Origin of the sequence: Escherichia sp. MOD1-EC6842 (assembly GCF_002965705.1) — a bacterium.
Lineage (GTDB): Bacteria > Pseudomonadota > Gammaproteobacteria > Enterobacterales > Enterobacteriaceae > Escherichia > Escherichia ruysiae.
The window spans coordinates 49,097-74,588 of the sequence record NZ_PTRF01000001.1; the positions used below are offsets into that span (position 1 = coordinate 49,097).

Consider the following 25,492-nt stretch of genomic DNA (forward strand, 5'->3'; position numbering starts at 1 on the left):
TGGAGCCATGAATGACGCTGCCGTATATCTCTCTTGCTGATGCACGTAATCTTCATCTCGCTGCGCAAGGTCTGTTAAAAAAATCTCGTCGTCGCGCGTTGCCGCAAGATATTCTGGCAGCTATCTCCCGCATGTCCTTGCTGCAAATCGACACTATCAATATCGTTGCTCGCAGCCCTTATTTGGTGCTTTTTAGTCGTCTGGGTAATTATCCTCCGCAGTGGCTGGACGAGTCGCTGGCGCATGGCGAATTAATGGAATACTGGGCGCATGAAGCCTGCTTTATGCCGCGTAGTGATTTTCATCTCATTCGCCACCGGATGCTGGCGCCAGAAAAAATGGGCTGGAAATATCAAGACGCCTGGATGCGGGAACATGCGGAAGAAATTGAACAGTTACTTCAGTACATTCAGGATAACGGACCCGTACGTTCAGCCGATTTTGCTCATCCCCGCAAAGGGGCAAGCGGTTGGTGGGAGTGGAAGCCGCATAAACGCCATCTGGAAGGGCTGTTTACTGCTGGAAAGGTTATGGTGATTGAAAGGCGTAATTTCCAGCGCATTTATGATTTAACCCATCGTGTCATGCCGCACTGGGATGATAAGTGTGACCTCGTTTCGCAAACAGAAGCAGAAATCACTATGCTGGATAACAGTGCGCGTAGCCTGGGAATATTCCGCGAACAGTGGCTGGCGGATTACTATCGCCTTAAACGCCCGGCGCTGGCTGCCTGGCGTGATGTGCGTGCTGAACAGCAGAAAATTATCCCCGTAAATGTGGAGAGGTTAGGACAACTCTGGCTGCATATTGATTTGTTGCCTCTTCTCGAAACAGCTCTCGCGGGGAAACTCACCGCGACGCATAGCACTGTACTGTCACCCTTTGACCCTGTCGTCTGGGATCGCAAACGCGCAGAGCAGCTTTTTGATTTTAGCTACCGGCTGGAATGCTACACGCCGGCACCGAAACGCCAGTATGGCTATTTCGTTCTGCCGTTACTGCATCGTGGACAATTAGTCGGGCGAATGGATGCTAAAATGCATCGCCAGACGGGCGTCCTTGAAGTTATCGCCCTTTGGTTACAGGATGGCATCAAACTGACTGCTTCTCTTCAAAAAGGATTACGCCAGGCGATTACCGATTTTGCTGGCTGGCAGCAGGCAACGCGAGTGACATTAGGGCGCTGCCCACACGGTCTCTTTAGTGATTGCCGCACAGGCTGGGAAATAGCCCCCTGGGCATAAATGATTATGATAAGATTTATGCATTCATAACCCGATCCATCTGGAGGAACTATGGATCATCGTCTGCTTGAAATCGTTGCCTGCCCGGTTTGCAACGGCAAACTTTGGTATAACCAAGAAAAACAAGAACTGATTTGCAAACTGGATAACCTGGCTTTCCCGCTGCGCGATGGCATCCCTGTGCTGTTGGAAACGGAAGCCCGCGTGCTGACTGCTGATGAGAGTAAATCATGAGTTTTGTGGTGATTATTCCTGCACGCTACGCTTCTACGCGTCTGCCTGGTAAACCGTTGGTCGATATTAACGGTAAGCCGATGATCGTTCATGTTCTTGAACGCGCCCGCGAATCAGGAGCCGATCGCATCATTGTCGCAACCGATCATCAAGATGTTGCCCGCGCTGTTGAAGCGGCAGGAGGGGAAGTGTGCATGACGCGCGCCGATCATCAGTCAGGCACCGAACGCCTGGCGGAAGTTGTCGAAAAATGCGCGTTCAGCGACGACACGGTGATTGTTAATGTGCAGGGCGATGAGCCAATGATCCCTGCGACAATCATTCGTCAGGTTGCTGATAATCTCGCCCAGCGTGAAGTAGGCATGGCTACTCTGGCTGTACCCATCCACAGTGCGGAAGAAGCCTTTAATCCGAATGCGGTTAAAGTGGTGCTTGACGCTGAAGGTTATGCGCTTTACTTCTCACGAGCCACCATTCCGTGGGATCGTGACCGTTTTGCAAAAGGTCTGGAAACCGTTGGTGATAACTTCCTGCGTCATCTTGGTATTTATGGCTACCGTGCAGGCTTTATCCGTCGTTACGTCACCTGGCAGCCAAGTCCGTTAGAACACATCGAAATGTTAGAGCAGCTTCGCGTACTGTGGTACGGCGAAAAAATCCACGTTGCTGTTGCCCAGGAAGTTCCTGGTACAGGAGTGGATACCCCTGAAGATCTCGAGCGCGTTCGCGCTGAAATGCTCTAAGCTGATTTCACGACACTCCACCTGATTTTGGGGGGAGTGTCGTACCGTTACGATTTTCCTCATTTTTCTTTTCAACAATTGATCTCATTCAGGTGACATCTTTTACATTGGCGCTCATTATGAAGGCAGTAGCTTTTATGAGGGTAATCTGAATGGAACAGCTGCGTGCCGAATTAAGCCATTTACTGGGCGAAAAACTCAGTCGTATTGAGTGCGTCAATGAAAAAGCGGATACGGCGTTGTGGGCTTTGTATGACAGCCAGGGAAACCCAATGCCGTTAATGGCGAGAAGCTTTAGTACGCCAGGCCAAGCCCGCCAGTTGGCATGGAAGACCACCATGCTGGCGCGCAGCGGGACTGTTCGTATGCCAACCATCTATGGCGTGATGACACATGAAGAACATCCTGGCCCCGATGTCCTGTTACTGGAGCGGATGCGTGGTGTTTCTGTAGAAGCTCCCGCGCGTACACCGGAACGCTGGGAGCATCTGAAAGAGCAAATTGTTGAAGCTCTGCTGGCCTGGCATCGACAGGACAGTCGAGGTTGCGTCGGCGCAGTCGACAACACTCAGGAAAATTTCTGGCCCTCCTGGTATCGGCAATATGTTGAAGTGCTATGGACCACGCTCAATCAGTTCCATAACACCGGACTAACGATGCAGGATAAGCGTATCCTGTTCCGCACTCGCGAATGTCTTCCGGCCTTATTTGAAGGCTTTAACGACAATTGTGTGCTGATTCATGGCAATTTCTGTTTGCGCAGCATGTTGAAAGATTCTCGTAGCGATCAATTACTGGCGATGGTAGGGCCGGGCCTCATGCTTTGGGCGCCACGTGAGTATGAGCTGTTCCGGTTGATGGATAACACTCTGGCAGAAGATTTACTCTGGAGTTACCTGCAACGCGCGCCAGTGGCGGAGTCTTTCATCTGGCGGCGTTGGCTGTATGTGTTATGGGATGAAGTTGCGCAACTGGTCAATACCGGACGGTTTAGTCGGCGCAACTTCGATCTGGCATCAAAATCACTCCTTCCCTGGCTCGCCTGACGAACCTTTCAGCCACTGCCAGATGCGACCAAGCGTTTCATAGCCTACACGGTCGCTATGCATCAACCAGACCGGAGAGGGAATCGCCCGTTCCCACGGATTAAGCGGCGAGTCGATTGCCAGCTGATTCGCCGGGGCTGGCAGCGGATTCAGGCCTTCCTGCTGGAAAAAGATCATCGCGCGCGGCAAATGAGACGCAGATGTCACCAGCAGGAAAGGGGCGTCACCAATGGCCTGTTTCACTGCGGCTGCTTCTTCTTCGGTATCTTTTGGCAAATCCAGCGTAATAATTTGTTCACGCGGCACGCCCAGCGATTGCGCCACTCTGGCACCTACTTCCGCTGTACTCACCGTATTGGTTTTTGCTACGCCTCCCGTGAAGATCAGTTTTGATCCCGGATTCTCGCGCCATAAACGAATACCTTCATTCAGGCGCGGCAAACTATTATTGATTAAATTTGAACTTGGTGCCCACTGCGGGTTCCAGGTATAACCACCTCCGAGCACCACGATATAGTCCACTTTTTGTGCATTATTCCATGTCGGATAAGTGCTTTCGATGGGACGCAGCAGGCGGTCGGCTACCGGTTGCAAACTTAATAACAAAAGCGCCAACCATCCTGCGCTAATAAATATCTTTCCAGTTTTTTGAAAACGGCTAAACCACAGTAGCACCAGACCCACACCGATAATCAACAACATTAGCGGAAGCGGCAGCAGCATACCGCCAATCACTTTTTTCAGTGTAAAAAGCATCCTTTCTGGTTCCTTTTTTAACCATATAGCGAGGGATCGACAGTGATATTACACCAGACGGGTTCATTCTCGCCGTGGCTGTGACAAAATAGCGCCTTTATCAGAAAACGTCTTAGCCAACCGGTGGAGAAAGCAATGCAGGATCGCAATTTTGATGACATTGCGGAAAAGTTTTCCCGTAACATTTACGGCACCACCAAAGGACAGCTTCGACAGGCTATTCTGTGGCAGGATCTCGATCGTGTGCTGGTGGATATGGAACCGCAAAAACTGCGTGTGCTGGATGCCGGTGGTGGAGAAGGACAGACCGCGATCAAAATGGCCGAACGAGGGCATCAGGTCATTTTATGCGATCTCTCCGCCCAGATGATCGACCGCGCAAAGCAGGCGGCAGACGCTAAAGGTGTGAGCGACAACATGCAATTTATACATTGCGCCGCTCAGGACGTTGCTTCGCATTTGGAAACGCCCGTTGATCTGATATTGTTCCATGCGGTGCTGGAATGGGTGGCTGATCCCCGCAGCGTATTGCAAACGTTGTGGTCAGTGTTGCGCCCAGGCGGCGTGTTGTCATTAATGTTCTACAATGCGCATGGCTTGCTGATGCATAACATGGTCGCAGGGAATTTTGATTACGTGCAGGCGGGAATGCCGAAAAAGAAAAAACGGACGCTTTCGCCAGACTATCCACGCGACCCGGCGCAGGTATATCAGTGGCTGGAAGAAGCTGGCTGGCAAATTATGGGTAAAACCGGCGTTCGCGTGTTTCATGATTATCTGCGTGAAAAGCACCAGCAGCGCGACTGCTACGAAGCATTACTTGAATTAGAAACGCGTTATTGCCGTCAGGAACCGTATATCAGCCTGGGGCGTTATATTCATGTCACCGCGCGCAAACCGCAGAGCAAGGATAAAGTATGAGTGAATTTTCCCAGACAGTCCCCGAACTGGTTGCCTGGGCCAGAAAAAATGACTTCTCCATCTCGCTGCCGGTAGACCGACTCTCTTTTCTGCTGGCGGTTGCCACGCTGAATGGCGAGCGTCTGGATGGTGAGATGAGTGAAGGCGAGCTGGTGGATGCATTCCGCCATGTGAGTGATGCGTTTGAGCAAACCAGCGAAACCATCGGCGTGCGCGCCAACAACGCGATCAACGACATGGTGCGTCAACGTCTGCTGAACCGCTTTACCAGTGAGCAGGCGGAAGGGAATGCTATATATCGTCTGACGCCGCTCGGCATCGGCATTACTGACTACTACATCCGTCAGCGTGAGTTTTCTACGCTACGTCTTTCTATGCAGTTGTCGATCGTTGCAGGCGAACTGAAGCGTGCGGCGGACGCGGCAGAAGAGGGCGGCGATGAGTTTCACTGGCACCGCAATGTCTATGCTCCGCTGAAATATTCGGTAGCAGAAATTTTCGACAGCATCGATCTAACGCAACGTCTGATGGATGAGCAGCAGCAGCAGGTGAAAGATGACATCGCTCAGTTGCTGAATAAAGACTGGCGCGCGGCGATCTCCAGCTGCGAATTGTTGCTTTCAGAAACCTCCGGTACGCTGCGTGAATTGCAGGATACGCTGGAAGCGGCAGGTGACAAATTGCAGGCTAACCTGTTGCGCATCCAGGATGCGACCATGACGCATGACGATCTGCATTTTGTCGATAGTCTGGTGTTCGATCTGCAAAGTAAGCTCGATCGTATTATCAGCTGGGGACAGCAATCTATCGACTTGTGGATTGGCTACGATCGCCACGTACACAAATTTATCCGTACTGCTATCGATATGGATAAAAACCGCGTCTTTGCTCAGCGGTTACGTCAGTCGGTACAAACCTATTTTGATGAACCGTGGGCGCTGACTTACGCTAATGCCGATCGTCTGTTGGATATGCGTGACGAAGAGATGGCGCTGCGCGACGAAGAAGTGACCGGGGAGCTTCCGCCAGATTTAGAGTACGAAGAGTTCAACGAGATCCGCGAACAACTGGCGGCGATCATCGAAGAACAGCTCGCCGTGTACAAAACCAGACAAGTACCGCTGGATCTTGGTCTGGTGGTACGCGAATATCTGGCGCAGTATCCACGTGCGCGTCACTTTGACGTTGCGCGTATTGTTATTGATCAGGCGGTACGCCTCGGCGTAGCGCAAGCAGATTTCACCGGACTGCCAGCGAAATGGCAGCCGATTAATGATTACGGAGCCAAGGTACAGGCGCATGTCATCGACAAATATTGAACAAGTGATGCCGGTTAAGCTGGCGCAGGCGCTGGCGAATCCGTTATTTCCGGCGCTGGATAGCGCCTTACGTTCAGGCCGTCATATTGGCCTCGACGAACTGGATAATCATGCATTCCTGATGGATTTTCAGGAATATCTGGAAGAGTTTTACGCACGTTATAACGTGGAGCTTATTCGCGCGCCGGAAGGTTTTTTCTATTTGCGCCCACGTTCTACCACTATTATCCCGCGCTCCGTATTGTCGGAACTGGACATGATGGTCGGGAAAATCCTCTGTTATCTCTATCTCAGCCCGGAACGGCTGGCGAACGAGGGGATTTTTACTCAGCAGGAACTGTATGATGAACTGCTCACCCTGGCTGATGAAGCGAAACTGCTGAAACTGGTAAACAACCGTTCTACCGGTTCGGACGTGGATCGCCAGAAGTTGCAGGAAAAAGTACGCTCTTCGCTCAACCGTCTGCGCCGCTTAGGCATGGTGTGGTTTATGGGGCACGACAGCAGCAAGTTCCGCATTACTGAATCGGTGTTCCGTTTCGGTGCGGATGTCCGTGCGGGCGACGATCCGCGCGAAGCCCAGCGTCGCCTGATTCGCGATGGTGAAGCTATGTCGCTGGAAAACCACCTGCAACTCAACGACGAAACTGAAGAGAATCAGCCAGATAGCGGAGAGGAAGAATAATGATTGAACGCGGTAAATTTCGCTCACTGACGCTGATTAACTGGAATGGCTTTTTTGCCCGTACCTTTGACCTTGATGAGCTGGTCACGACGCTTTCCGGCGGTAATGGTGCGGGTAAATCAACCACCATGGCGGCGTTCGTTACGGCGCTTATCCCCGACCTGACCTTGTTGCACTTTCGTAACACCACGGAAGCCGGAGCCACCAGCGGTTCGCGAGATAAAGGCCTGCACGGTAAGTTAAAAGCGGGTGTCTGTTATTCAATGCTCGACACCATCAACTCGCGCCACCAGCGCGTGGTGGTTGGTGTGCGTCTACAACAGGTTGCCGGGCGCGATCGTAAAGTTGATATCAAACCGTTTGCCATTCAGGGGCTGCCGATGTCGGTGCAGCCGACGCAACTGGTGACCGAAACCCTGAACGAACGTCAGGCGCGCGTGCTGCCGCTTAACGAGCTGAAAGACAAACTCGAAGCGATGGAAGGCGTGCAGTTTAAGCAGTTCAACTCCATCACCGATTACCATTCGCTGATGTTCGATCTGGGCATCATCGCGCGTCGTCTGCGTTCTGCTTCTGATCGTAGTAAATTCTATCGTCTGATCGAAGCCTCGCTGTACGGCGGTATTTCCAGCGCCATTACCCGTTCTCTGCGCGACTACCTGCTGCCAGAAAACAGCGGTGTGCGTAAAGCGTTCCAGGACATGGAAGCGGCGCTGCGTGAAAACCGCATGACGCTGGAAGCGATTCGTGTCACCCAGTCTGACCGTGACTTGTTCAAGCATCTGATTAGCGAAGCCACCAACTACGTGGCGGCGGACTACATGCGTCACGCTAACGAGCGCCGTGTCCATCTCGACAAAGCTCTGGAGTTTCGTCGTGAGCTACACACTTCGCGTCAGCAACTGGCGGCGGAGCAGTACAAACACGTCGATATGGCGCGTGAGCTGGCAGAGCACAACGGTGCCGAAGGCGATCTGGAAGCGGATTATCAGGCGGCCAGCGATCACCTGAACCTGGTGCAGACTGCACTGCGTCAGCAGGAAAAGATCGAACGTTACGAAGCGGAGCTCGATGAGCTTCAGATCCGTCTGGAAGAGCAAAACGAAGTGGTGGCAGAAGCCATCGAGCGCCAGGAAGAGAACGAAGCGCGTGCGGAAGCCGCCGAACTGGAAGTGGATGAGCTGAAAAGCCAGCTTGCTGACTACCAGCAGGCGCTGGACGTCCAGCAAACGCGCGCGATCCAGTACAACCAGGCGATTGCTGCGCTTAATCGTGCCAAAGAATTGTGTCATCTGCCGGACTTAACCGCCGACAGCGCCGCCGAATGGCTGGAAACCTTCCAGGCGAAAGAGCTGGAAGCGACCGAAAAAATGCTCTCTCTTGAGCAGAAAATGAGCATGGCGCAAACCGCGCACAGCCAGTTTGAGCAGGCTTATCAATTGGTAGTAGCAATCAACGGTCCGCTGGCGCGTAACGAAGCGTGGGAGGTCGCCCGCGAACTGCTGCGCGAAGGGGTCGATCAACGCCACCTGGCAGAACAGGTTCAGCCGCTGCGGATGCGCTTAAGCGAACTGGAACAGCGTCTGCGCGAGCAGCAAGAAGCCGAACGCCTGCTGGCAGAATTCTGCAAACGTCAGGGCAAGAATTTCGATATCGACGAACTGGAAGCCCTGCATCAGGAGCTGGAAGCGCGCATTGCTTCTCTGTCTGACAGCGTGTCTAACGCCCGTGAAGAGCGCATGGCGCTGCGTCAGGAACAGGAACAACTACAATCACGCATTCAGAGTCTGATGCAGCGTGCGCCGGTTTGGCTGGCGGCGCAAAACAGCCTCAATCAGTTGAGTGAGCAGTGCGGTGAAGAGTTCACTTCCAGCCAGGACGTCACTGAATACATGCAACAGTTGCTGGAGCGTGAGCGCGAAGCGATTGTTGAACGTGACGAAGTGGGGGCACGCAAAAACGCCGTTGACGAAGAGATTGAGCGTTTAAGCCAGCCGGGCGGCTCTGAAGATCAGCGCCTGAATGCGCTGGCAGAACGTTTTGGTGGCGTGCTGCTGTCAGAAATTTATGACGACGTTAGCCTTGAAGATGCGCCGTACTTCTCTGCGCTATATGGCCCGTCTCGTCACGCGATCGTCGTGCCGGATCTGTCGCAGATTGCCGAACAACTGGAAGGTTTAACCGATTGCCCGGAAGATCTCTATCTGATCGAAGGTGATCCGCAGTCGTTCGATGACAGCGTGTTCAGCGTTGATGAGCTGGAAAAAGCGGTGGTGGTGAAAATTGCCGACCGTCAGTGGCGTTACTCACGCTTCCCGGAAGTTCCGCTATTTGGTCGTGCGGCGCGCGAAAGCCGCATTGAAAGCCTTCATGCTGAGCGTGAAGTGCTCTCTGAACGTTTTGCTACGCTCTCCTTTGATGTACAGAAAACCCAGCGTTTGCATCAGGCATTTAGCCGCTTTATCGGCAGCCATCTGGCGGTGGCGTTTGAGTCCGATCCGGAAGCCGAAATCCGCCAACTCAACAGCCGTCGCGTCGAGCTGGAGCGTGCGTTGAGTAATCATGAAAATGATAACCAGCAGCAACGTATTCAGTTTGAGCAGGCGAAAGAGGGCGTTACCGCGCTGAACCGCATTCTGCCGCGTCTCAACCTGCTGGCTGATGACAGCCTGGCAGATCGCGTCGATGAAATCCGCGAACGTCTGGATGAAGCCCAGGAAGCCGCGCGTTTTGTTCAGCAGTTCGGTAATCAACTGGCGAAACTGGAGCCGATGGTTTCAGTATTGCAGAGCGACCCTGAACAATTCGAACAGTTAAAAGAAGATTACGCGTACTCCCAGCAGATGCAGCGCGATGCCCGTCAGCAGGCATTTGCCCTGACTGAAGTTGTGCAGCGTCGTGCGCACTTTAGCTACTCCGACTCGGCAGAAATGCTCAGCGGTAACAGCGATCTCAACGAAAAACTGCGTGAACGTCTGGAGCAGGCAGAGGCGGAACGTACCCGCGCTCGTGAAGCGTTGCGTGGTCATGCAGCGCAGTTGAGCCAGTACAACCAGGTACTGGCCTCGCTGAAAAGTTCTTACGACACCAAAAAAGAGCTGCTTAACGATCTGCAACGCGAATTGCAGGATATCGGTGTGCGTGCCGATAGCGGGGCAGAAGAACGGGCGCGCATTCGCCGTGACGAACTACATGCGCAACTGAGCAATAACCGTTCTCGTCGCAACCAACTGGAAAAAGCACTTACCTTCTGCGAAGCGGAGATGGACAACCTGACCCGCAAACTGCGCAAGCTGGAACGTGATTACTTTGAGATGCGCGAGCAGGTGGTGACCGCCAAAGCGGGCTGGTGTGCAGTCATGCGCATGGTGAAAGATAACGGTGTTGAGCGTCGCTTGCACCGTCGCGAGCTGGCTTATCTCTCCGCTGATGATTTGCGTTCCATGTCGGATAAGGCGTTAGGTGCGCTGCGTCTGGCGGTAGCGGATAACGAACATCTACGCGACGTGCTGCGTATGTCGGAAGATCCAAAACGTCCGGAACGTAAAATTCAGTTCTTCGTGGCGGTTTACCAGCATCTGCGTGAACGTATTCGTCAGGATATTATTCGTACCGATGATCCGGTTGAAGCTATCGAGCAGATGGAAATCGAACTTAGCCGTCTGACCGAAGAGTTAACTTCCCGCGAACAGAAACTGGCGATCAGTTCTCGCAGCGTGGCAAACATCATTCGTAAAACCATTCAGCGCGAGCAGAACCGCATCCGTATGCTCAACCAGGGATTGCAGAACGTTTCGTTCGGTCAGGTGAACAGCGTGCGTCTGAACGTGAACGTGCGTGAAACTCACGCCATGCTGCTGGATGTCCTTTCTGAACAGCATGAACAACATCAGGATCTATTTAACAGCAACCGTCTGACCTTCTCGGAAGCCCTGGCGAAACTGTATCAGCGTCTTAACCCGCAGATTGATATGGGCCAGCGCACACCGCAGACCATTGGTGAAGAACTGCTGGATTACCGCAACTACCTGGAGATGGAAGTTGAGGTTAACCGTGGTTCCGATGGCTGGTTGCGTGCGGAATCGGGCGCACTATCTACCGGTGAAGCAATTGGTACAGGTATGTCGATTCTGGTGATGGTGGTACAGAGCTGGGAAGATGAATCACGCCGACTGCGCGGTAAAGACATTTCTCCTTGCCGCCTGCTGTTCCTCGATGAAGCAGCGCGACTGGATGCTCGTTCTATCGCCACGCTGTTTGAATTGTGTGAGCGTTTGCAAATGCAGCTCATCATCGCGGCGCCAGAAAATATTAGCCCGGAGAAAGGCACCACCTACAAACTGGTGCGTAAGGTATTCCAGAATACCGAGCACGTTCATGTGGTTGGTTTACGTGGCTTTGCGCCGCAGCTTCCAGAAACGCTTCCAGGGGCTGACGAAGCGTCTTCCCAGGCAAGTTAAGATTAAGGCGGCAGCGATGTCGCCTTTTTTCAGAAAACTCCGTTTCTGCACTAAAAAAATGCCGCATTACGGCGCGCTTTTCTTTAAACTTCTTTACATTAGGTTGTGTAAAAACGTATCGGTGTTTATATACTGAAGGTAAGCCTGATAAGTAACAGGCTTGCTCGTCATACTTTCGTGAGTATTGGCGTTGTACAGGCAAGTAGAGAAAAGCAGCCTGGCTATTCAAAGTATGATAAAAACAGGGGGCAAGGGATGTTGCTTAACATGATGTGTGGTCGTCGGCTTTCGGCAATAAGTTTGTGTCTGGCCGTAACATTCGCTCCACTGTTCAGTGTGCAGGCTGATGAGCCTGAAGTAATCCCTGGCGACAGCCCGGTGGCTGTTAGCGAACAGGGAGATGCACTGCCGCAAGCGCAAGCTACGGCAATTATGGCGGGACTTCAGCCGCTACCAGAGGGTGCGGCGGAAAACGCTCGCACACAAATCGAATCTCAATTACCCGCAGGTTATAAGCCGGTTTATCTTAACCAGCTTCAACTGCTGTATGCCGCACGTGACATGCAGCCTATGTGGGAAAACCGTGATGCGGTAAAAGCCTTCCAGCAGCAACTGGCGGAAGTGGCGATTGCCGGTTTTCAGCCGCAGTTTAATAAATGGGTAGAGTTACTGACTGATCCTGGCGTTAACGGTCTGGCACGCGACGTAGTGCTGTCGGATGCAATGCTGGGCTATCTCCATTTCGTTGCCAACATTCCGGTCAAAGGTACGCACTGGTTGTACAGCAGTAAACCTTATGCGCTCTCTACACCACCGCTCTCGGTCATTAACCAATGGCAGGTGGCGCTAAATAATGGTCAGTTGCCAACGTTTGTTGCAGGACTGGCTCCGCAGCATCCGCAATATGCCGCGATGCATGAATCTTTATTGACCTTACTCAGCGATACGAAACCGTGGCCACAACTGACCGGTAAAGCAACGCTGCGTCCTGGCCAGTGGAGTAATGACGTACCAGCACTGCGCGAGATTTTGCAGCGTACGGGAATGCTCGAAGGCGGGCCGAAAATTGCGCTCCCTGGCGATGAAACACCCGCAGATGCAGTCGTGAGTCCGTCCGCCGTTGCCGTCGAAACAGCAGAAACTAAGCCGATGGATAGGCAAACTACGGCTCGCAGTAAACCTGCGCCAGCCGTACGCGCTGCCTACGATAATGAGCTGGTGGAAGCCGTTAAACGTTTTCAGGCATGGCAAGGATTGGGGGCCGATGGCGCTATTGGTCCGGCAACGCGGGACTGGTTAAATGTAACGCCAGCCCAGCGTGCAGGTGTGCTGGCACTCAACATCCAGCGTTTACGCTTGCTGCCTGCGGAGCTTTCTACTGGCATCATGGTCAATATACCCGCCTATTCTTTGGTCTATTACCAGAACGGTAATCAGGTGCTGGACTCGCGGGTGATTGTCGGCCGTCCTGACCGCAAAACACCGATGATGAGCAGTGCTTTAAACAATGTGGTGGTGAATCCGCCGTGGAACGTACCGCCGACGCTGGCACGCAAAGATATTCTGCCGAAAGTGCGTAACGATCCGGGTTATCTGGAAAGTCATGGCTATACGGTGATGCGCGGCTGGAACAGCAAAGAAGCGATTGATCCGTGGCAGGTTGACTGGTCAACGATTACCGCCTCGAATTTACCGTTCCGCTTCCAGCAAGCTCCTGGCCCACGAAATTCGCTAGGACGGTATAAATTTAATATGCCGAGTTCAGACGCTATCTACTTACATGACACGCCTAATCACAATCTGTTCAAGCGTGATACACGCGCGTTAAGCTCAGGGTGTGTGCGGGTGAATAAGGCATCTGATCTGGCAAATATGCTGTTGCAGGATGCAGGCTGGAATGACAAGCGTATTTCCGACGCCCTGAAGCAGGGAGATACCCGTTACGTCAATATCCGTCAGTCGATCCCGGTTAATCTCTACTACCTGACCGCTTTTGTCGGTGCAGATGGTCGTACTCAATATCGTACAGATATTTACAATTATGATCTGCCTGCGCGATCCAGCTCGCAAATTGTATCGAAAGCGGAACAATTAATCAGATAAATGAAGTAGTTCGGGTAAATCAGTTGTCGTAATAATTGGCAAAATTGGGGGCTATTCTCGCTAGCCCCCATCACTGCTGGGATTGAGTCATCTTGACGTTAGCTTTATGCGCGGTTAAGGTGCCTCTTGTGCGCCAGAAGTGCATATAAACGATAACATTGACCTGTAGACTTGATTATCATGGACAAATTCGACGCTAATCGCCGTAAACTGCTGGCGCTTGGTGGCGTTGCACTTGGTGCCGCCATCTTGCCGACCCCTGCGTTTGCGACACTCTCTACCCCACGTCCGCGTATTTTGACACTCAACAATCTCCATACCGGAGAGTCCATTAAAGCGGAGTTTTTCGATGGCAGAGGCTATATTCAGGAAGAATTGGCAAAACTAAACCATTTTTTCCGCGATTTCCGCGCGAACAAAATAAAGTCCATCGACCCAGGATTATTCGACCAGTTGTATCGCCTGCAAGGGCTGTTAGGCACCCGCAAACCGGTGCAACTCATTTCCGGTTATCGCTCCATTGATACCAACAATGAACTACGCGCGCACAGCCGTGGGGTAGCGAAGAAAAGCTATCACACCAAAGGCCAGGCGATGGATTTCCATATTGAAGGTGTCGCGTTAAGCAATATTCGCAAAGCAGCGTTATCTATGCGTGCAGGTGGTGTAGGATATTACCCACGTAGTAACTTTGTGCATATTGATACCGGGCCAGCACGGCACTGGTAACAATCGCTTAACAAAACAGGGGCAGTATGAATTATCGTATTATTCCGGTCACTGCATTCTCCCAGAACTGCTCATTGATCTGGTGTGAACAAACTCGCCTGGCTGCACTGGTTGATCCTGGCGGCGATGCGGAAAAAATCAAACAGGAAGTTGATGCCAGCGGCCTGACGCTAATGCAGATCCTGCTGACGCATGGTCACCTGGATCATGTTGGCGCGGCGGCGGAACTGGCGCAACATTACGGCGTGCCGGTTCTTGGGCCGGAAAAAGAAGATGAGTTCTGGCTGCAAGGCTTGCCTGCGCAAAGCCGTATGTTCGGTCTGGAGGAGTGTCAGCCACTAACGCCGGATCGTTGGCTGAACGAAGGCGACACTATCAGCATAGGGAATGTGACTTTACAGGTGTTACATTGCCCTGGGCATACGCCGGGTCATGTGGTCTTCTTTGATAATCAGTCAAAACTACTCATTTCTGGCGACGTTATTTTCAACGGCGGAGTAGGGCGCAGTGACTTCCCTCGTGGTGACCATAATCAACTGATCTCTTCGATTAAAGATAAACTGCTGCCACTGGGCGATGACGTGACATTTATTCCGGGTCACGGGCCATTATCCACTCTTGGTTATGAGCGCCTGCATAATCCCTTCCTGCAAGACGAAATGCCCGTCTGGTAAAGGCGTATAAAAAAGCCCGCTTTCAATGCGGGCCTGGATTTCTGGCAAAGTGCGCTTTGTTTATGCCGGATGCGGCGCGAGCGCCTTATCCGGCCTACAAAATCGTGCAAATTCAAAATATTGCAGGGGACGCGTAGTCCTGATAAGCGTAGCGCATCAGGCAATGCTGCGTTTGTCAGCAACCTCAGCCCGCTTTCAGCGGGCTTCATTGGTTTTAACGCTTACAGCACTGCCACAATCGCTTCGCACAGCGGAGCCATGTTGTCTGGCGTCATCCCGGCTACGTTCACACGACCGGAAGCCACCGCATACACGCCAAACTCTTCACGCAGACGCAGTACCTGTTCTTTAGTCAGACCGCTAAAGGAGAACATGCCATTCTGTTTGATGATGAAACTGAAGTCGCGGTTTGCACCTTTCTCCTGCAACGTATTAACGAACAACTGACGCATACGCTGAATGCGCTGGCGCATATCGGTCAGCTCTTGTTCCCAAATCGCACGTAACGCATCGTTGCTCAGGATGGTGGCAACAACCGAAGCGCCGTGTGCTGGTGGGTTAGAGTAGTTAGCGCGAATCGCCGCTTTCATTTGGCTGAATGCGCGATCAACGGTTTCACTGTCAGCAGCAACCAGAGTACAAGCGCCAACGCGCTCGTTGTACAGGCCAAAGTTTTTAGAGTAGGAACTGGCGACGATCAGTTCTTTATGCAGACCAGCGAAAACGCGCAGACCTTCAGCATCTTCTTCCAGACCGCGAGCAAAACCCTGGTAAGCGAAGTCAAACAGCGGTAACCAGCCTTTCTCAACGGAAAGCTGCGCCAGCGTTTGCCATTGCTCCAGTGTAGGATCGATACCGGTTGGGTTATGGCAACAGCCATGGAACAGCACTACGTCGCCAGCCTGAGCTTCGTTCAGGCTGTTAATCAGTGCATCGAAGTCAAGGGTGTGATTTTCCGCATCATAATAAGCGTATTCACGAACTTCCAGACCTGCAGAGTTAAAGACGCTCTTATGGTTCGGCCAGCTTGGGTTGCTTACCCACACACGCTTAACGCTGGTATTTTTTGCCAGGAAATCGGCAGCCACGCGTAGTGCGCCAGTGCCACCCGGAGTCTGTGCTGTGCGAGCACGTTTGTCATTGATCAGGGCGCTACCTTTACCAAACAGCAGTTCCTGAGTGCAGCGACCAAATTCAGGGATGCCGTCAATGCCGAGGTAGTTTTTGGTGGTTTCATTTTCGAGCAGATACTGTTCAGCCTTTTTAACGCTGGTCAGCACCGGGGTTTTGCCCGTCTCATCTTTATAGACACCAATCCCAAGGTTAATTTTGCCGGGACGTTCATCGGCACGAAACAGATCGGCCAGACCCAGAATTGGGTCGGCAGGAGCGGCGGTAATGTTCTCAAACATGACGAGGTTCCATTATGGTTACAGAAGGGAAGTCCGCTATCAGGGTAACGGGAGATTTACAAAATTCCAACTATTACTGATGAAAACGCCGACTGTTTTTGCAAGACGTGAGATTGCTCTGGAAGGCATAAAAAAAACAGGACCAACGTCCTGTTTTTTCGGCATTTAACAAAGAGGTCTGCTATTAGAACTGGTAAACGATACCCACAGCAACGGTGTCGTCTGAACCTACGCCCAGTTTGTTGTCAGAATCGATCTGGTTGATGATGTAGTCAACGTAGGTGGACATGTTTTTGTTGAAGTAGTAGGTTGCGCCCACTTCAAAGTAGTTCACCAGATCAACATCACCGATACCTTCTACGTCTTTCGCTTTAGATTTGGTGTAAGCGATGGACGGACGCAGACCGAAATCGAACTGGTATTGTGCAACTAACAGAACGTCTTGTGTTTTGTTGGCAAAGCCGCCAGTGATCGGCGTAGCGTTACGGGTTTCACCGTAGTTTGCCGCCAGGTAGATGTTGTTTGCATCATACTTCAGGCCAGTAGCCCACTGTTCAGCTTTTTTACCCTGGCCAAGAGGCTGAGCTTCCTGCAAGTTGGTGCGGTCAGCAGCACCATAAGCACCAACGATACCAAAGCCTTCGAATTCGTAGCTGATGGAGCCGCCAACACCGTCGCCGTTAGAACGACGTGCGGTGTCACGTTCGTTTTTACCCAGGTACTGAACAGCGAAATTCAGGCCGTCAACCAGACCAAAGAAGTTGGAGTTACGGTAAGTTGCAACGCCGCCAACACGGCCAACGAAGAAGTCATCGCTGTATGCAGTGTCACCACCAAACTCTGGCAGCATATCGGTGTAACCCAGTGCATCATAAACAACACCATAGTTACGACCGTAATCGATTGAGCCAGCATCAGCAAATTTCAGACCAGCGAACGCCAGACGGGTTTTATTGCCATTTTGGGCATCAGAACCCTCAGAGTTGTTACCCTGGAAGTTGTATTCCCACTGACCGTAACCGGTCAGGTCGGAATTGATTTGAGTTTCCCCTTTAAAACCAAGACGGGCATAGGTCATATCGCCATTGCCACCGTAACTGTTTTCACCGTTACCCTTGGAAAAATAGTGCAGACCGACAGCTTTACCGTACAGATCTACTTTGTTGCCATCTTTGTTATAGATTTCTGCAGCGTTTGCAGTACCTGCTACTAACAGAGCAGGGACGATCACTGCCAGAATGTTGCGCTTCATCATTATTTATTACCCTCATGGTTTTTTTTATGACACCTGCCACTGCCGTCAATAAGTTTCGTCAATAAATATTTACGGAGCTATTGATGAAAGTTTGGTGTCTTTATGTATCTGCAGGCATCTTTCCATTCAAACTAACGTTTCGCTACCGTGAAAGTGCTACAAATATAAAGATATAGTTACAAAAAGAAAAAATATGTAACCAAAGGTAAATTTTAAGGAACTTTGTGAACGCCGTCATATTTCCATTAGACTTTAATGATATTTGCAGAGAGTTTGATCTATATATATGATTTCCTTATATTAAATTTAGCTAAACGAAAATTTTCGCTCTGATAATTCCTCTCAGTGGCTTCGCTAAAACACAGGTTCAGACGTCCAGAAAGCCAATAAGAAGTATAAAAATTGTGCTATCAGCTAAGAAATAACTAATCCGCAATAAGAATGCGGATTATTTTTTTGTTCATAAATATTACGTGGAAATATTCCGTAACAGGAAGGTTGTTGTGACAGGGTTGCAAATAGATTGATTGACTTAACAAACAGATAACTTGACAGAAGGGAATAGAAAAGAGCCAGCGGGCGCTGGCTCTCGGAAAAACTAAATTAGAAGCTGGCGTTACGCGGAGTACGCGGGAACGGAATCACGTCACGCACGTTTTGCACACCAGTCACGTAGGCGATCAGACGTTCAAAACCAAGACCGAAACCGGAATGCGGAACAGTACCGTAGCGACGCAGATCGCGATACCACCAGTAATCTTCTTTGTTCAGGCCCATCTCCAGCATACGCTCGTCCAGTACGTCCAGACGCTCTTCGCGCTGTGAACCACCAATGATCTCACCGATGCCCGGTGCCAGAACGTCCATTGCCGCGACGGTTTTACCGTCTTCGTTAAGACGCATATAGAACGCCTTAATATCTTTCGGATAGTTTTTCACCACGACCGGCGCTTTAAAGTGTTCTTCTGCCAGGTAACGCTCATGCTCGGAAGAGAGATCCACGCCCCAGTAAACCGGGTTTTCAAATTTCTTACCGCAATTTTCGAGGATGGTTACCGCATCGGTGTAATCAACCTGCGCAAAGTCGGCTTCAATGAAGCGTTCCAGACGGCTGACAGCATCTTTATCTACGCGTTCAGCGAAGAATTTCATGTCGTCAGCACGTTCTTCGAGAACCGCTTTGAAGACATATTTCAGCATGGCTTCAGCCAGACCGGCGATATCGTTCAGGTTAGCAAACGCCACTTCCGGCTCCAGCATCCAGAATTCCGCCAGATGCCGGCTGGTGTTGGAGTTTTCTGCACGGAAAGTCGGGCCGAAGGTATAAATTTTGGACAATGCGCAAGCGTAGGTTTCACCGTTCAACTGACCAGATACGGTCAGGAAAGACTCTTTACCGAAGAAGTCTTTGTCGAAATCCACTTTGCCCTGATCGTTACGCGGCAGGTTTTCCAGATCCAGCGTTGAAACGCGGAACATTTCGCCAGCGCCTTCGGTATCAGATGCGGTAATCAGTGGCGTTGAAACCCAGAAGAATCCCTGCTCGTTAAAGAAGCGATGCAGCGCCTGTGCCAGCGTGTGGCGAACGCGCGCAACAGCGCCAATCAGGTTGGTACGTGGACGCAGGTGAGCGACTTCACGCAGATACTCAATGCTGTGGCGCTTTGCTGCCATCGGGTAAGTATCTGGATCTTCAACCCAGCCGGCAACTTCAACGTTGCTGGCCTGAATTTCAAATTGTTGCCCCTGGCCCGGCGACGCCACGACTTTACCCGTCACAATGACCGAGCAACCGGTGGTCAGACGCAGGACGTCTTCATTGTAATTGGGCAGAGAATTATTGATGACAGCCTGTACAGGATCAAAGCAGGAACCGTCATAAACGGCGAGGAAGGAGATGCCAGCTTTTGAATCTCGGCGGGTACGCACCCATCCGCGCACGGTGACTTCGCTGTCAACGGCTACGCGGCCCTGGAGTACGTCGGCTACAGGCACAACGCTCATAATATTCTCTCTGTTAATAGTCGGAAAAAATAAACACTTGTCCACCCGTCAATGGGGGGATACCTATGTTACCTGGCATCTGCAATCAGACAAGCAGAATTCGCAGATGGGACAAAAGATTTCGGAATAAAAGGCAAAAAAGGGAGCCGTTATGGCTCCCTGATGATATTAACTGGCTTTTTTAATATGCGGAAGGTCGAACGCTTTACGCAGCGCACGGACAAACGCTTTGTCATGGCAGATAGTTTTGCCAGGGCTGTCAGAAAGTTTCGCCACCGGTTTACCGTTACACTCCACCAGCTTAATCACAATATTCAGTGGTTTGACCTGGGGGATATCGCAGGTCAGGCGTGTACCGATACCAAAACTTAATTGCACACGGGAAGAGAAGTGGCGATAAAGCTCGACCGCTTTGCGTAAATCCAGATTGTCAGAGAAAACCAGCGTTTTGCTCTGCGGATCAATTCCCAGCTTCTCATAATGTGCAATGGCTTTTTCGCCCCATTCTACCGGGTCGCCGGAATCATGGCGAAGCCCCTGGTAACGACTGGCAAATTCCACGCCGAAATCACGCAGAAAGGCATCCATAGTAATGCAGTCGGTTAACGCAATGCCAAGTTGGTCAGGATATTCTTCCAGCCACGCAGCAAGTGCAGCGCGCTGACTATTGGCAAGATCCGGGCTGATTTGTTGATGCGCCTGGAACCATTCATGCGCCTGTGTTCCCATCGGGGTGAGGGAAAGCCGACGTGCCAGATCGTAGTTACTGGTGCCAACGAACCAGGGTTCCTGTTGCAAACGTTTAACGATGGTTTCTTGTACTTCGCGGGAAAAACGGCGACGAGTGCCGAAATCCATCAGATGGAAGCGCGACATCTCGAGATCGGCGGTTAATGCCGAAAAGTCGACTAATTTGCTTTCCAGGGTATCGAGGGCTTGCGCAACGTCGGCCTGCGGTGAGCGATAGCGATGTACCATTTCACTGATGACCGCCAGCAGAGGAACTTCCCAGAGGATGACTTCACGCCACGGGCCGGTTAAACGAATATCCAGCTTACCGTTATCGTTGGTGACGGTGACCTGTTCCGGGTTAAAGCGGAACTCGCGCAGCCAGTTGAGATAGTCGGCCTTAAAAAAAGGCAGGGCAGAGAGCCATTGATATTCATCATCCTGCAGGCGCAGGTGCTGCATCGCCTGAACCTGTTCACGAATAGCATCGGCATAAATACCCAGCAGATCGTCACCTCGGCAACGAAACTCCGCCGCGACATGCACATCATAATAGTGATGAAACACGGCTTGCTGCATATGCAACTTATAAGCATCTGTATCCAGCAACGAGTGCAGAACAGGAGAAGCGAATTGTGTCATAGGTGCGCAGTAGCGTCCTCGTACGGGAGCGTTTAGTACAATAAACATCTTCAGGAACTGCTGGAGTATACCTTGTTTCGCAATTTATTGAACCCCGATCACACCATATGCCACCTTTATGGTCGATGGCATTGCGCACCTTATGTTATAAAAATGTAGCAATAAAAGCGTTTGTACCTGAAAAGATGAAGATTCTGCGTAGCGAGATTTATGCAACAGGAATAGACTGAACACCTGACTCTATAAAAGATGCTAAAGGTTATTTATGACTCAACAGCCACAAGCCAAATACCGTCACGACTATCGTGCGCCGGATTACCAGATTACTGATATTGACTTGACCTTTGACCTGAACGCGCAAAAGACGGTGGTTACCGCGATCAGCCAGGCTGTCCGTCATGGTGCATCAGATGCTCCGCTTCGTCTGGACGGCGAAGCCCTTAAACTAGTCTCTATTCATATTAATGATGAGCCGTGGACAGCCTGGAAAGAAGAAGAGGGCGCACTGATCATCAGTAATTTACCGGAACGTTTTACGCTCAAGATTATTAATGAAATTAGCCCGGCGTCCAACACCGCGCTGGAAGGGCTTTACCAGTCAGGCGATGCGCTCTGCACTCAGTGTGAGGCTGAAGGTTTCCGCCATATTACGTACTATCTTGATCGCCCGGATGTGCTGGCGCGTTTTACCACCAAAATTATTGCGGATAAAACCAAATACCCGTTCCTGCTTTCCAACGGTAACCGTGTTGCGCAAGGCGAACTGGAAAATGGACGTCACTGGGTACAGTGGCAGGATCCGTTCCCGAAACCGAGCTATCTGTTTGCGCTGGTAGCTGGTGACTTCGATGTACTTCGCGACACCTTCACTACCCGCTCCGGTCGCGAAGTGGCGCTGGAGTTGTATGTCGATCGCGGCAATCTTGATCGCGCGCCGTGGGCGATGACCTCGCTGAAAAATTCCATGAAGTGGGATGAAGAACGCTTTGGTCTGGAGTATGACCTCGACATCTATATGATCGTTGCAGTGGATTTCTTCAACATGGGCGCAATGGAGAATAAAGGTCTCAACATCTTTAACTCCAAATATGTGCTGGCGCGTACCGACACTGCAACCGATAAAGATTATCTCGACATTGAGCGTGTCATCGGTCATGAATATTTCCATAACTGGACCGGCAACCGCGTTACCTGCCGTGACTGGTTCCAGCTCAGTTTGAAGGAAGGCTTGACTGTTTTCCGCGATCAGGAGTTCAGTTCTGACCTTGGTTCCCGCGCGGTAAACCGTATCAACAACGTGCGCACCATGCGCGGATTGCAGTTTGCGGAAGACGCCAGTCCGATGGCGCACCCAATCCGTCCGGATATGGTCATTGAAATGAACAACTTCTACACCCTGACCGTTTACGAGAAGGGCGCGGAAGTGATTCGTATGATCCACACTCTGCTGGGTGAAGAAAACTTCCAGAAAGGGATGCAGCTCTATTTCGAGCGTCACGATGGTAGTGCTGCGACCTGCGACGATTTCGTTCAGGCGATGGAAGATGCGTCAAATGTCGATCTTTCCCATTTCCGTCGCTGGTACAGCCAGTCCGGTACGCCGATTGTGACTGTTAAAGACGACTACAATCCGGAAAACGAGCAGTACACCCTGACCATCAGCCAGCGCACACCAGCCACGCCGGATCAGGCAGAAAAACAGCCGCTACATATTCCGTTTGCTATCGAACTGTATGACAACGAAGGCAAAGTGATTCCGTTGCAGAAGGGGGGCCATCCGGTCAATCCGGTATTGAATGTCACCCAGGCGGAACAGACCTTTGTCTTCGATAACGTCTACTTCCAGCCTGTGCCTGCGCTGCTTTGCGAATTTTCTGCGCCGGTGAAACTGGAATATAAGTGGAGCGACCAGCAACTGACTTTCCTGATGCGCCATGCGCGTAATGATTTCTCTCGCTGGGATGCGGCGCAAAGCCTGCTCGCAACCTACATCAAACTGAACGTCGCCCGTCATCAGCAAGGTCAACCATTGTCTTTACCAGCACATGTTGCCGATGCTTTCCGCGCGGTACTGCTCGATGAGAAGATTGATCCGGCGCTGGCGGCAGAAATCCTGACGCTGCCTTCCGTCAATGAAATGGCAGAACTGTTCGATATCATCGACCCGATTGCCATTGCTGAAGTGCGCGAAGCTCTCACCCGTACTCTGGCGGCTGAACTGGCGGATGAGTTGCTTGCTATTTATAACGCGAATTACCAGAGCGAGTACCGCGTTGAGCATGAAGATATTGCAAAACGCACTCTGCGTAATGCCTGCCTGCGTTTCCTCGCTTTTGGTGAAACGCATCTGGCTGACGTGCTGGTGAGCAAGCAGTTTCACGAGGCCAACAATATGACCGATGCGTTGGCGGCGCTCTCGGCGGCGGTTGCTGCGCAGTTACCATGTCGTGATGCGCTGATGCAGGAGTACGACGACAAATGGCATCAGGACGGTCTGGTGATGGATAAATGGTTTATCCTGCAAGCCACCAGTCCGGCGGCGAATGTACTGGAGACGGTGCGCAGCCTGTTGCAGCATCGTTCGTTCACCATGAGCAACCCGAACCGTATTCGTTCGTTGATTGGGGCGTTTGCGGGCAGCAACCCGGCTGCGTTCCATGCCGAAGATGGCAGCGGTTATCAGTTCCTGGTGGAAATGCTCACCGACCTGAACAGCCGTAACCCGCAGGTGGCTTCGCGCCTGATTGAGCCGTTGATTCGCCTGAAACGTTACGATGCTAAACGTCAGGCGAAAATGCGTGCGGCGCTGGAGCAGTTAAAAGGACTGGAAAATCTTTCTGGTGATCTGTACGAGAAGATCACCAAAGCTCTGGCTTGATACAAACATGCCTGATGCGACGCTTGCCGCGTCTTATCAGGCAACCTGTTGAAATTGCTGGTTTTGTAGGCCGGATAAGGCGTTCACGCCGCATCCGGCATATTAACCATGACGCCGAATCGGTTGTTCAGAATGCCCACGCTGCATCACCCGCTGCAACACTTCCGCTTCCAGCTCCGCTAATCGTACCGACCCTAACCGGCGCGGACGGGGTATATCCACCGTCAAATCCAGACCAATTTTTCCTTCTTCAATTAACAGCACCCGGTCAGCCATCGCCACCGCTTCGCTCACATCATGCGTTACCAGCAAGACGGTAAAACCGTGCTCCTGCCAAAGTGACACAATCAAATCCTGCATCTCCAGTCGCGTTAAGGCGTCCAGTGCCCCGAGCGGTTCATCAAGCAACAATAAACCCGGTCGATGAATCAACGCTCTTGCCAGCGCCACACGCTGTTTCTGCCCGCCAGACAGCGCCGCAGGCCATTCTCCGGCGCGATTCTCCAGCCCTACCGCAGCCAGCGACTGACGCGCGGCATTGCGCCACTGGCCTTTCAGACCTAACCCAACGTTATCAATTACCGATTTCCACGGCAGCAGACGGGCATCCTGAAACATCATGCGTGTATCGTCCTGAATTTCGGCAAGTGGCGTTGTACCCGCTAACACATCGCCTGCGGTTGGCGTTTCCAGCCCCGCCAGCAGGCGCAGCAGGGTACTTTTGCCACCACCGCTGCGACCGACCACTGCCACAAACTGACCCGCTGGAATATGCAAATCCAGGTGGTTCAGGACGATATTATCCGCGTAATGTTTGCATACCGCATTGAGCAACAGCGGTGTGCCCTGGTTCAGACGAGCAGTATTCATACCGTGGCCTCCTTCAGATGATAAGCCGGGTTCCAGCGCAACCAGAGGCGCTCTAATAGTTGCGCGCTGACGTCAGCAAGTTTGCCGAGCAGGGCGTAAAGAATAATGGCGACCACCACCACGTCCGTTTGCAGAAACTCCCGCGCATTCATTGCCAGATAACCAATGCCTGAATTGGCAGAAATGGTTTCGGCAACAATCAGCGTTAGCCACATCAGACCCAACGCAAAACGCACGCCGACCATAATTGAGGGCAGGGCTCCGGGCAGGATAACATGGATAAACAGCGGCACGCCGGATAAGCCATAGCTGCGCGCCATCTCTACCAGCCCGCGATCGATATTACGGATCCCATGCCAGGTGTTGATATAAATGGGGAATAGCGTGCCAAGCGCCACCAGGAAAATCTTTGCGGACTCATCAATGCCAAACCACAAAATCACCAGCGGGATCAGCGCCAGATGCGGTACGTTGCGCAACATCTGAATTGAGGTATCCAGTAGTCGCTCCCCCCAGCGCGACAGTCCGCTAATCAGTCCCAGAATCAAGCCCAGCGATCCGCCAATGGAAAAACCAATCAGCGCCCGCCAGGAGCTGATCGCCAGATGCTGCCACAATTCGCCGCTGGCTGAGAGCGTCCAGAACGCCGTCACCACCCCTTGCGGAGAGGGCAAAATACGTGTCGACAACCAGCCAACTGACGAGGCCAGTTGCCACACCGCCACGATGCCCACCGGTAAAAACCAGGGGGCAACGCGCAATAACCACTTTTTCACTGGCGTTGCCAT

At 51.8% G+C, this 25,492-nt stretch carries 19 protein-coding genes; 12 read left to right on the forward strand and 7 right to left on the reverse strand.

Features of this window, described 5'->3' with window-relative positions:
• The first annotated feature begins 11 nt into the window (after positions 1-11).
• From ycaQ to A7Z29_RS00295, 4 genes are all read left to right on the forward strand, one after another.
• A complete protein-coding gene (gene ycaQ / locus A7Z29_RS00280; protein ID WP_032225488.1) occupies positions 12-1,244 on the forward strand; it encodes a crosslink repair DNA glycosylase YcaQ in 1,233 nt (410 codons plus the stop codon).
• 51 nt (positions 1,245-1,295) lie between these two features.
• Positions 1,296-1,478: a protein YcaR gene (gene ycaR / locus A7Z29_RS00285; RefSeq protein ID WP_000350069.1), complete on the forward strand. Its 183-nt coding sequence runs from the start codon at positions 1,296-1,298 to the stop codon at positions 1,476-1,478.
• Positions 1,475-2,221, forward strand: coding sequence for a 3-deoxy-manno-octulosonate cytidylyltransferase (kdsB, locus tag A7Z29_RS00290; RefSeq protein WP_000011598.1), 747 nt, complete (start codon positions 1,475-1,477; stop codon positions 2,219-2,221). Before ycaR ends, kdsB begins: the two co-directional genes overlap by 4 nt.
• A gap of 152 nt (positions 2,222-2,373) precedes the next feature.
• Positions 2,374-3,267 carry a YcbJ family phosphotransferase gene (locus A7Z29_RS00295; RefSeq protein ID WP_105289659.1) on the forward strand — a complete coding sequence of 298 codons (894 nt, stop codon included), beginning with the start codon at positions 2,374-2,376 and terminating at the stop codon, positions 3,265-3,267.
• Here the strand turns inward: A7Z29_RS00295 and elyC are convergent.
• Positions 3,244-4,023, reverse strand: a complete 780-nt coding sequence (gene elyC / locus A7Z29_RS00300) for an envelope biogenesis factor ElyC (RefSeq protein ID WP_000899558.1) — start codon at positions 4,021-4,023, stop codon at positions 3,244-3,246. The genes A7Z29_RS00295 and elyC overlap by 24 nt on opposite strands.
• Positions 4,024-4,158: 135 nt before the next feature.
• Here elyC and cmoM point away from each other — a divergent pair, with 135 nt between their 5' ends.
• From cmoM to gloC, 7 genes are all read left to right on the forward strand, one after another.
• Complete coding sequence (cmoM, locus tag A7Z29_RS00305) at positions 4,159-4,944, forward strand: tRNA uridine 5-oxyacetic acid(34) methyltransferase CmoM (protein WP_010344470.1); 786 nt, start codon at positions 4,159-4,161, stop codon at positions 4,942-4,944.
• Entirely contained in the window at positions 4,941-6,263 is a 1,323-nt protein-coding gene (gene mukF / locus A7Z29_RS00310) for a chromosome partition protein MukF (RefSeq protein WP_001288859.1), read from the forward strand. Before cmoM ends, mukF begins: the two co-directional genes overlap by 4 nt.
• The gene (mukE, locus tag A7Z29_RS00315) at positions 6,244-6,948 is read left to right on the forward strand and encodes a chromosome partition protein MukE (protein ID WP_010344468.1); all 705 of its coding nucleotides are present in this window, start codon (positions 6,244-6,246) and stop codon (positions 6,946-6,948) included. Before mukF ends, mukE begins: the two co-directional genes overlap by 20 nt.
• Positions 6,948-11,408 carry a chromosome partition protein MukB gene (mukB, locus tag A7Z29_RS00320; protein WP_105289660.1) on the forward strand — a complete coding sequence of 1,487 codons (4,461 nt, stop codon included), beginning with the start codon at positions 6,948-6,950 and terminating at the stop codon, positions 11,406-11,408. The genes mukE and mukB overlap by 1 nt, the downstream gene beginning before the upstream one ends.
• Before the next feature lie 255 nt (positions 11,409-11,663).
• Positions 11,664-13,511: a L,D-transpeptidase gene (gene ldtD / locus A7Z29_RS00325; RefSeq protein WP_000926032.1), complete on the forward strand. Its 1,848-nt coding sequence runs from the start codon at positions 11,664-11,666 to the stop codon at positions 13,509-13,511.
• A gap of 180 nt (positions 13,512-13,691) precedes the next feature.
• Entirely contained in the window at positions 13,692-14,240 is a 549-nt protein-coding gene (locus tag A7Z29_RS00335; protein ID WP_001516120.1) for a YcbK family protein, read from the forward strand.
• 26 nt (positions 14,241-14,266) lie between these two features.
• Positions 14,267-14,914, forward strand: a complete 648-nt coding sequence (gloC, locus tag A7Z29_RS00340; RefSeq protein WP_105289661.1) for a hydroxyacylglutathione hydrolase GloC — start codon at positions 14,267-14,269, stop codon at positions 14,912-14,914.
• 221 nt (positions 14,915-15,135) lie between these two features.
• Here gloC and aspC read toward each other — a convergent pair whose 3' ends face one another.
• The 4 genes from aspC to pncB form a co-directional block, all read right to left on the reverse strand.
• Entirely contained in the window at positions 15,136-16,326 is a 1,191-nt protein-coding gene (aspC, locus tag A7Z29_RS00345) for an aspartate transaminase (RefSeq protein ID WP_032225483.1), read from the reverse strand.
• A gap of 184 nt (positions 16,327-16,510) precedes the next feature.
• Positions 16,511-17,581 carry a porin OmpF gene (gene ompF / locus A7Z29_RS00350; RefSeq protein ID WP_000977930.1) on the reverse strand — a complete coding sequence of 357 codons (1,071 nt, stop codon included), beginning with the start codon at positions 17,579-17,581 and terminating at the stop codon, positions 16,511-16,513.
• 603 nt (positions 17,582-18,184) lie between these two features.
• Positions 18,185-19,585 carry an asparagine--tRNA ligase gene (asnS, locus tag A7Z29_RS00355; protein WP_000117892.1) on the reverse strand — a complete coding sequence of 467 codons (1,401 nt, stop codon included), beginning with the start codon at positions 19,583-19,585 and terminating at the stop codon, positions 18,185-18,187.
• Positions 19,586-19,753: 168 nt separating this feature from the next.
• Positions 19,754-20,956, reverse strand: coding sequence for a nicotinate phosphoribosyltransferase (gene pncB / locus A7Z29_RS00360; protein ID WP_010344462.1), 1,203 nt, complete (start codon positions 20,954-20,956; stop codon positions 19,754-19,756).
• 265 nt (positions 20,957-21,221) lie between these two features.
• On the opposite strand from pncB, the gene pepN reads away from it, so the two are divergent.
• Positions 21,222-23,834 carry an aminopeptidase N gene (pepN, locus tag A7Z29_RS00365; RefSeq protein WP_105289662.1) on the forward strand — a complete coding sequence of 871 codons (2,613 nt, stop codon included), beginning with the start codon at positions 21,222-21,224 and terminating at the stop codon, positions 23,832-23,834.
• A gap of 102 nt (positions 23,835-23,936) precedes the next feature.
• Here pepN and ssuB read toward each other — a convergent pair whose 3' ends face one another.
• Both ssuB and ssuC read right to left on the reverse strand, forming a co-directional pair.
• Positions 23,937-24,704: an aliphatic sulfonates ABC transporter ATP-binding protein gene (gene ssuB, locus A7Z29_RS00370; RefSeq protein ID WP_105289663.1), complete on the reverse strand. Its 768-nt coding sequence runs from the start codon at positions 24,702-24,704 to the stop codon at positions 23,937-23,939.
• Positions 24,701-25,492 carry an aliphatic sulfonate ABC transporter permease SsuC gene (gene ssuC / locus A7Z29_RS00375; RefSeq protein WP_000235208.1) on the reverse strand — a complete coding sequence of 264 codons (792 nt, stop codon included), beginning with the start codon at positions 25,490-25,492 and terminating at the stop codon, positions 24,701-24,703. Before ssuC ends, ssuB begins: the two co-directional genes overlap by 4 nt.

What these genes read in the sequence shown, in the direction of transcription:
- kdsB (WP_000011598.1), top strand. Translation starts at nt 1,475, where the DNA reads ATGAGTTTTGTGGTGATTATTCCTGCACGCTACGCTTCTACGCGTCTG.
- pepN (WP_105289662.1), top strand. Translation starts at nt 21,222, where the DNA reads ATGACTCAACAGCCACAAGCCAAATACCGTCACGACTATCGTGCGCCG.
- pncB (WP_010344462.1), bottom strand. Translation starts at nt 20,956, where the DNA reads ATGACACAATTCGCTTCTCCTGTTCTGCACTCGTTGCTGGATACAGAT.
- elyC (WP_000899558.1), bottom strand. Translation starts at nt 4,023, where the DNA reads ATGCTTTTTACACTGAAAAAAGTGATTGGCGGTATGCTGCTGCCGCTT.
- mukB (WP_105289660.1), top strand. Translation starts at nt 6,948, where the DNA reads ATGATTGAACGCGGTAAATTTCGCTCACTGACGCTGATTAACTGGAAT.
- gloC (WP_105289661.1), top strand. Translation starts at nt 14,267, where the DNA reads ATGAATTATCGTATTATTCCGGTCACTGCATTCTCCCAGAACTGCTCA.
- cmoM (WP_010344470.1), top strand. Translation starts at nt 4,159, where the DNA reads ATGCAGGATCGCAATTTTGATGACATTGCGGAAAAGTTTTCCCGTAAC.
- asnS (WP_000117892.1), bottom strand. Translation starts at nt 19,585, where the DNA reads ATGAGCGTTGTGCCTGTAGCCGACGTACTCCAGGGCCGCGTAGCCGTT.
- ssuC (WP_000235208.1), bottom strand. Translation starts at nt 25,492, where the DNA reads ATGGCAACGCCAGTGAAAAAGTGGTTATTGCGCGTTGCCCCCTGGTTT.
- ycaQ (WP_032225488.1), top strand. Translation starts at nt 12, where the DNA reads ATGACGCTGCCGTATATCTCTCTTGCTGATGCACGTAATCTTCATCTC.
- aspC (WP_032225483.1), bottom strand. Translation starts at nt 16,326, where the DNA reads ATGTTTGAGAACATTACCGCCGCTCCTGCCGACCCAATTCTGGGTCTG.
- ssuB (WP_105289663.1), bottom strand. Translation starts at nt 24,704, where the DNA reads ATGAATACTGCTCGTCTGAACCAGGGCACACCGCTGTTGCTCAATGCG.
- A7Z29_RS00295 (WP_105289659.1), top strand. Translation starts at nt 2,374, where the DNA reads ATGGAACAGCTGCGTGCCGAATTAAGCCATTTACTGGGCGAAAAACTC.
- mukE (WP_010344468.1), top strand. Translation starts at nt 6,244, where the DNA reads ATGTCATCGACAAATATTGAACAAGTGATGCCGGTTAAGCTGGCGCAG.
- mukF (WP_001288859.1), top strand. Translation starts at nt 4,941, where the DNA reads ATGAGTGAATTTTCCCAGACAGTCCCCGAACTGGTTGCCTGGGCCAGA.
- ldtD (WP_000926032.1), top strand. Translation starts at nt 11,664, where the DNA reads ATGTTGCTTAACATGATGTGTGGTCGTCGGCTTTCGGCAATAAGTTTG.
- ycaR (WP_000350069.1), top strand. Translation starts at nt 1,296, where the DNA reads ATGGATCATCGTCTGCTTGAAATCGTTGCCTGCCCGGTTTGCAACGGC.
- A7Z29_RS00335 (WP_001516120.1), top strand. Translation starts at nt 13,692, where the DNA reads ATGGACAAATTCGACGCTAATCGCCGTAAACTGCTGGCGCTTGGTGGC.
- ompF (WP_000977930.1), bottom strand. Translation starts at nt 17,581, where the DNA reads ATGATGAAGCGCAACATTCTGGCAGTGATCGTCCCTGCTCTGTTAGTA.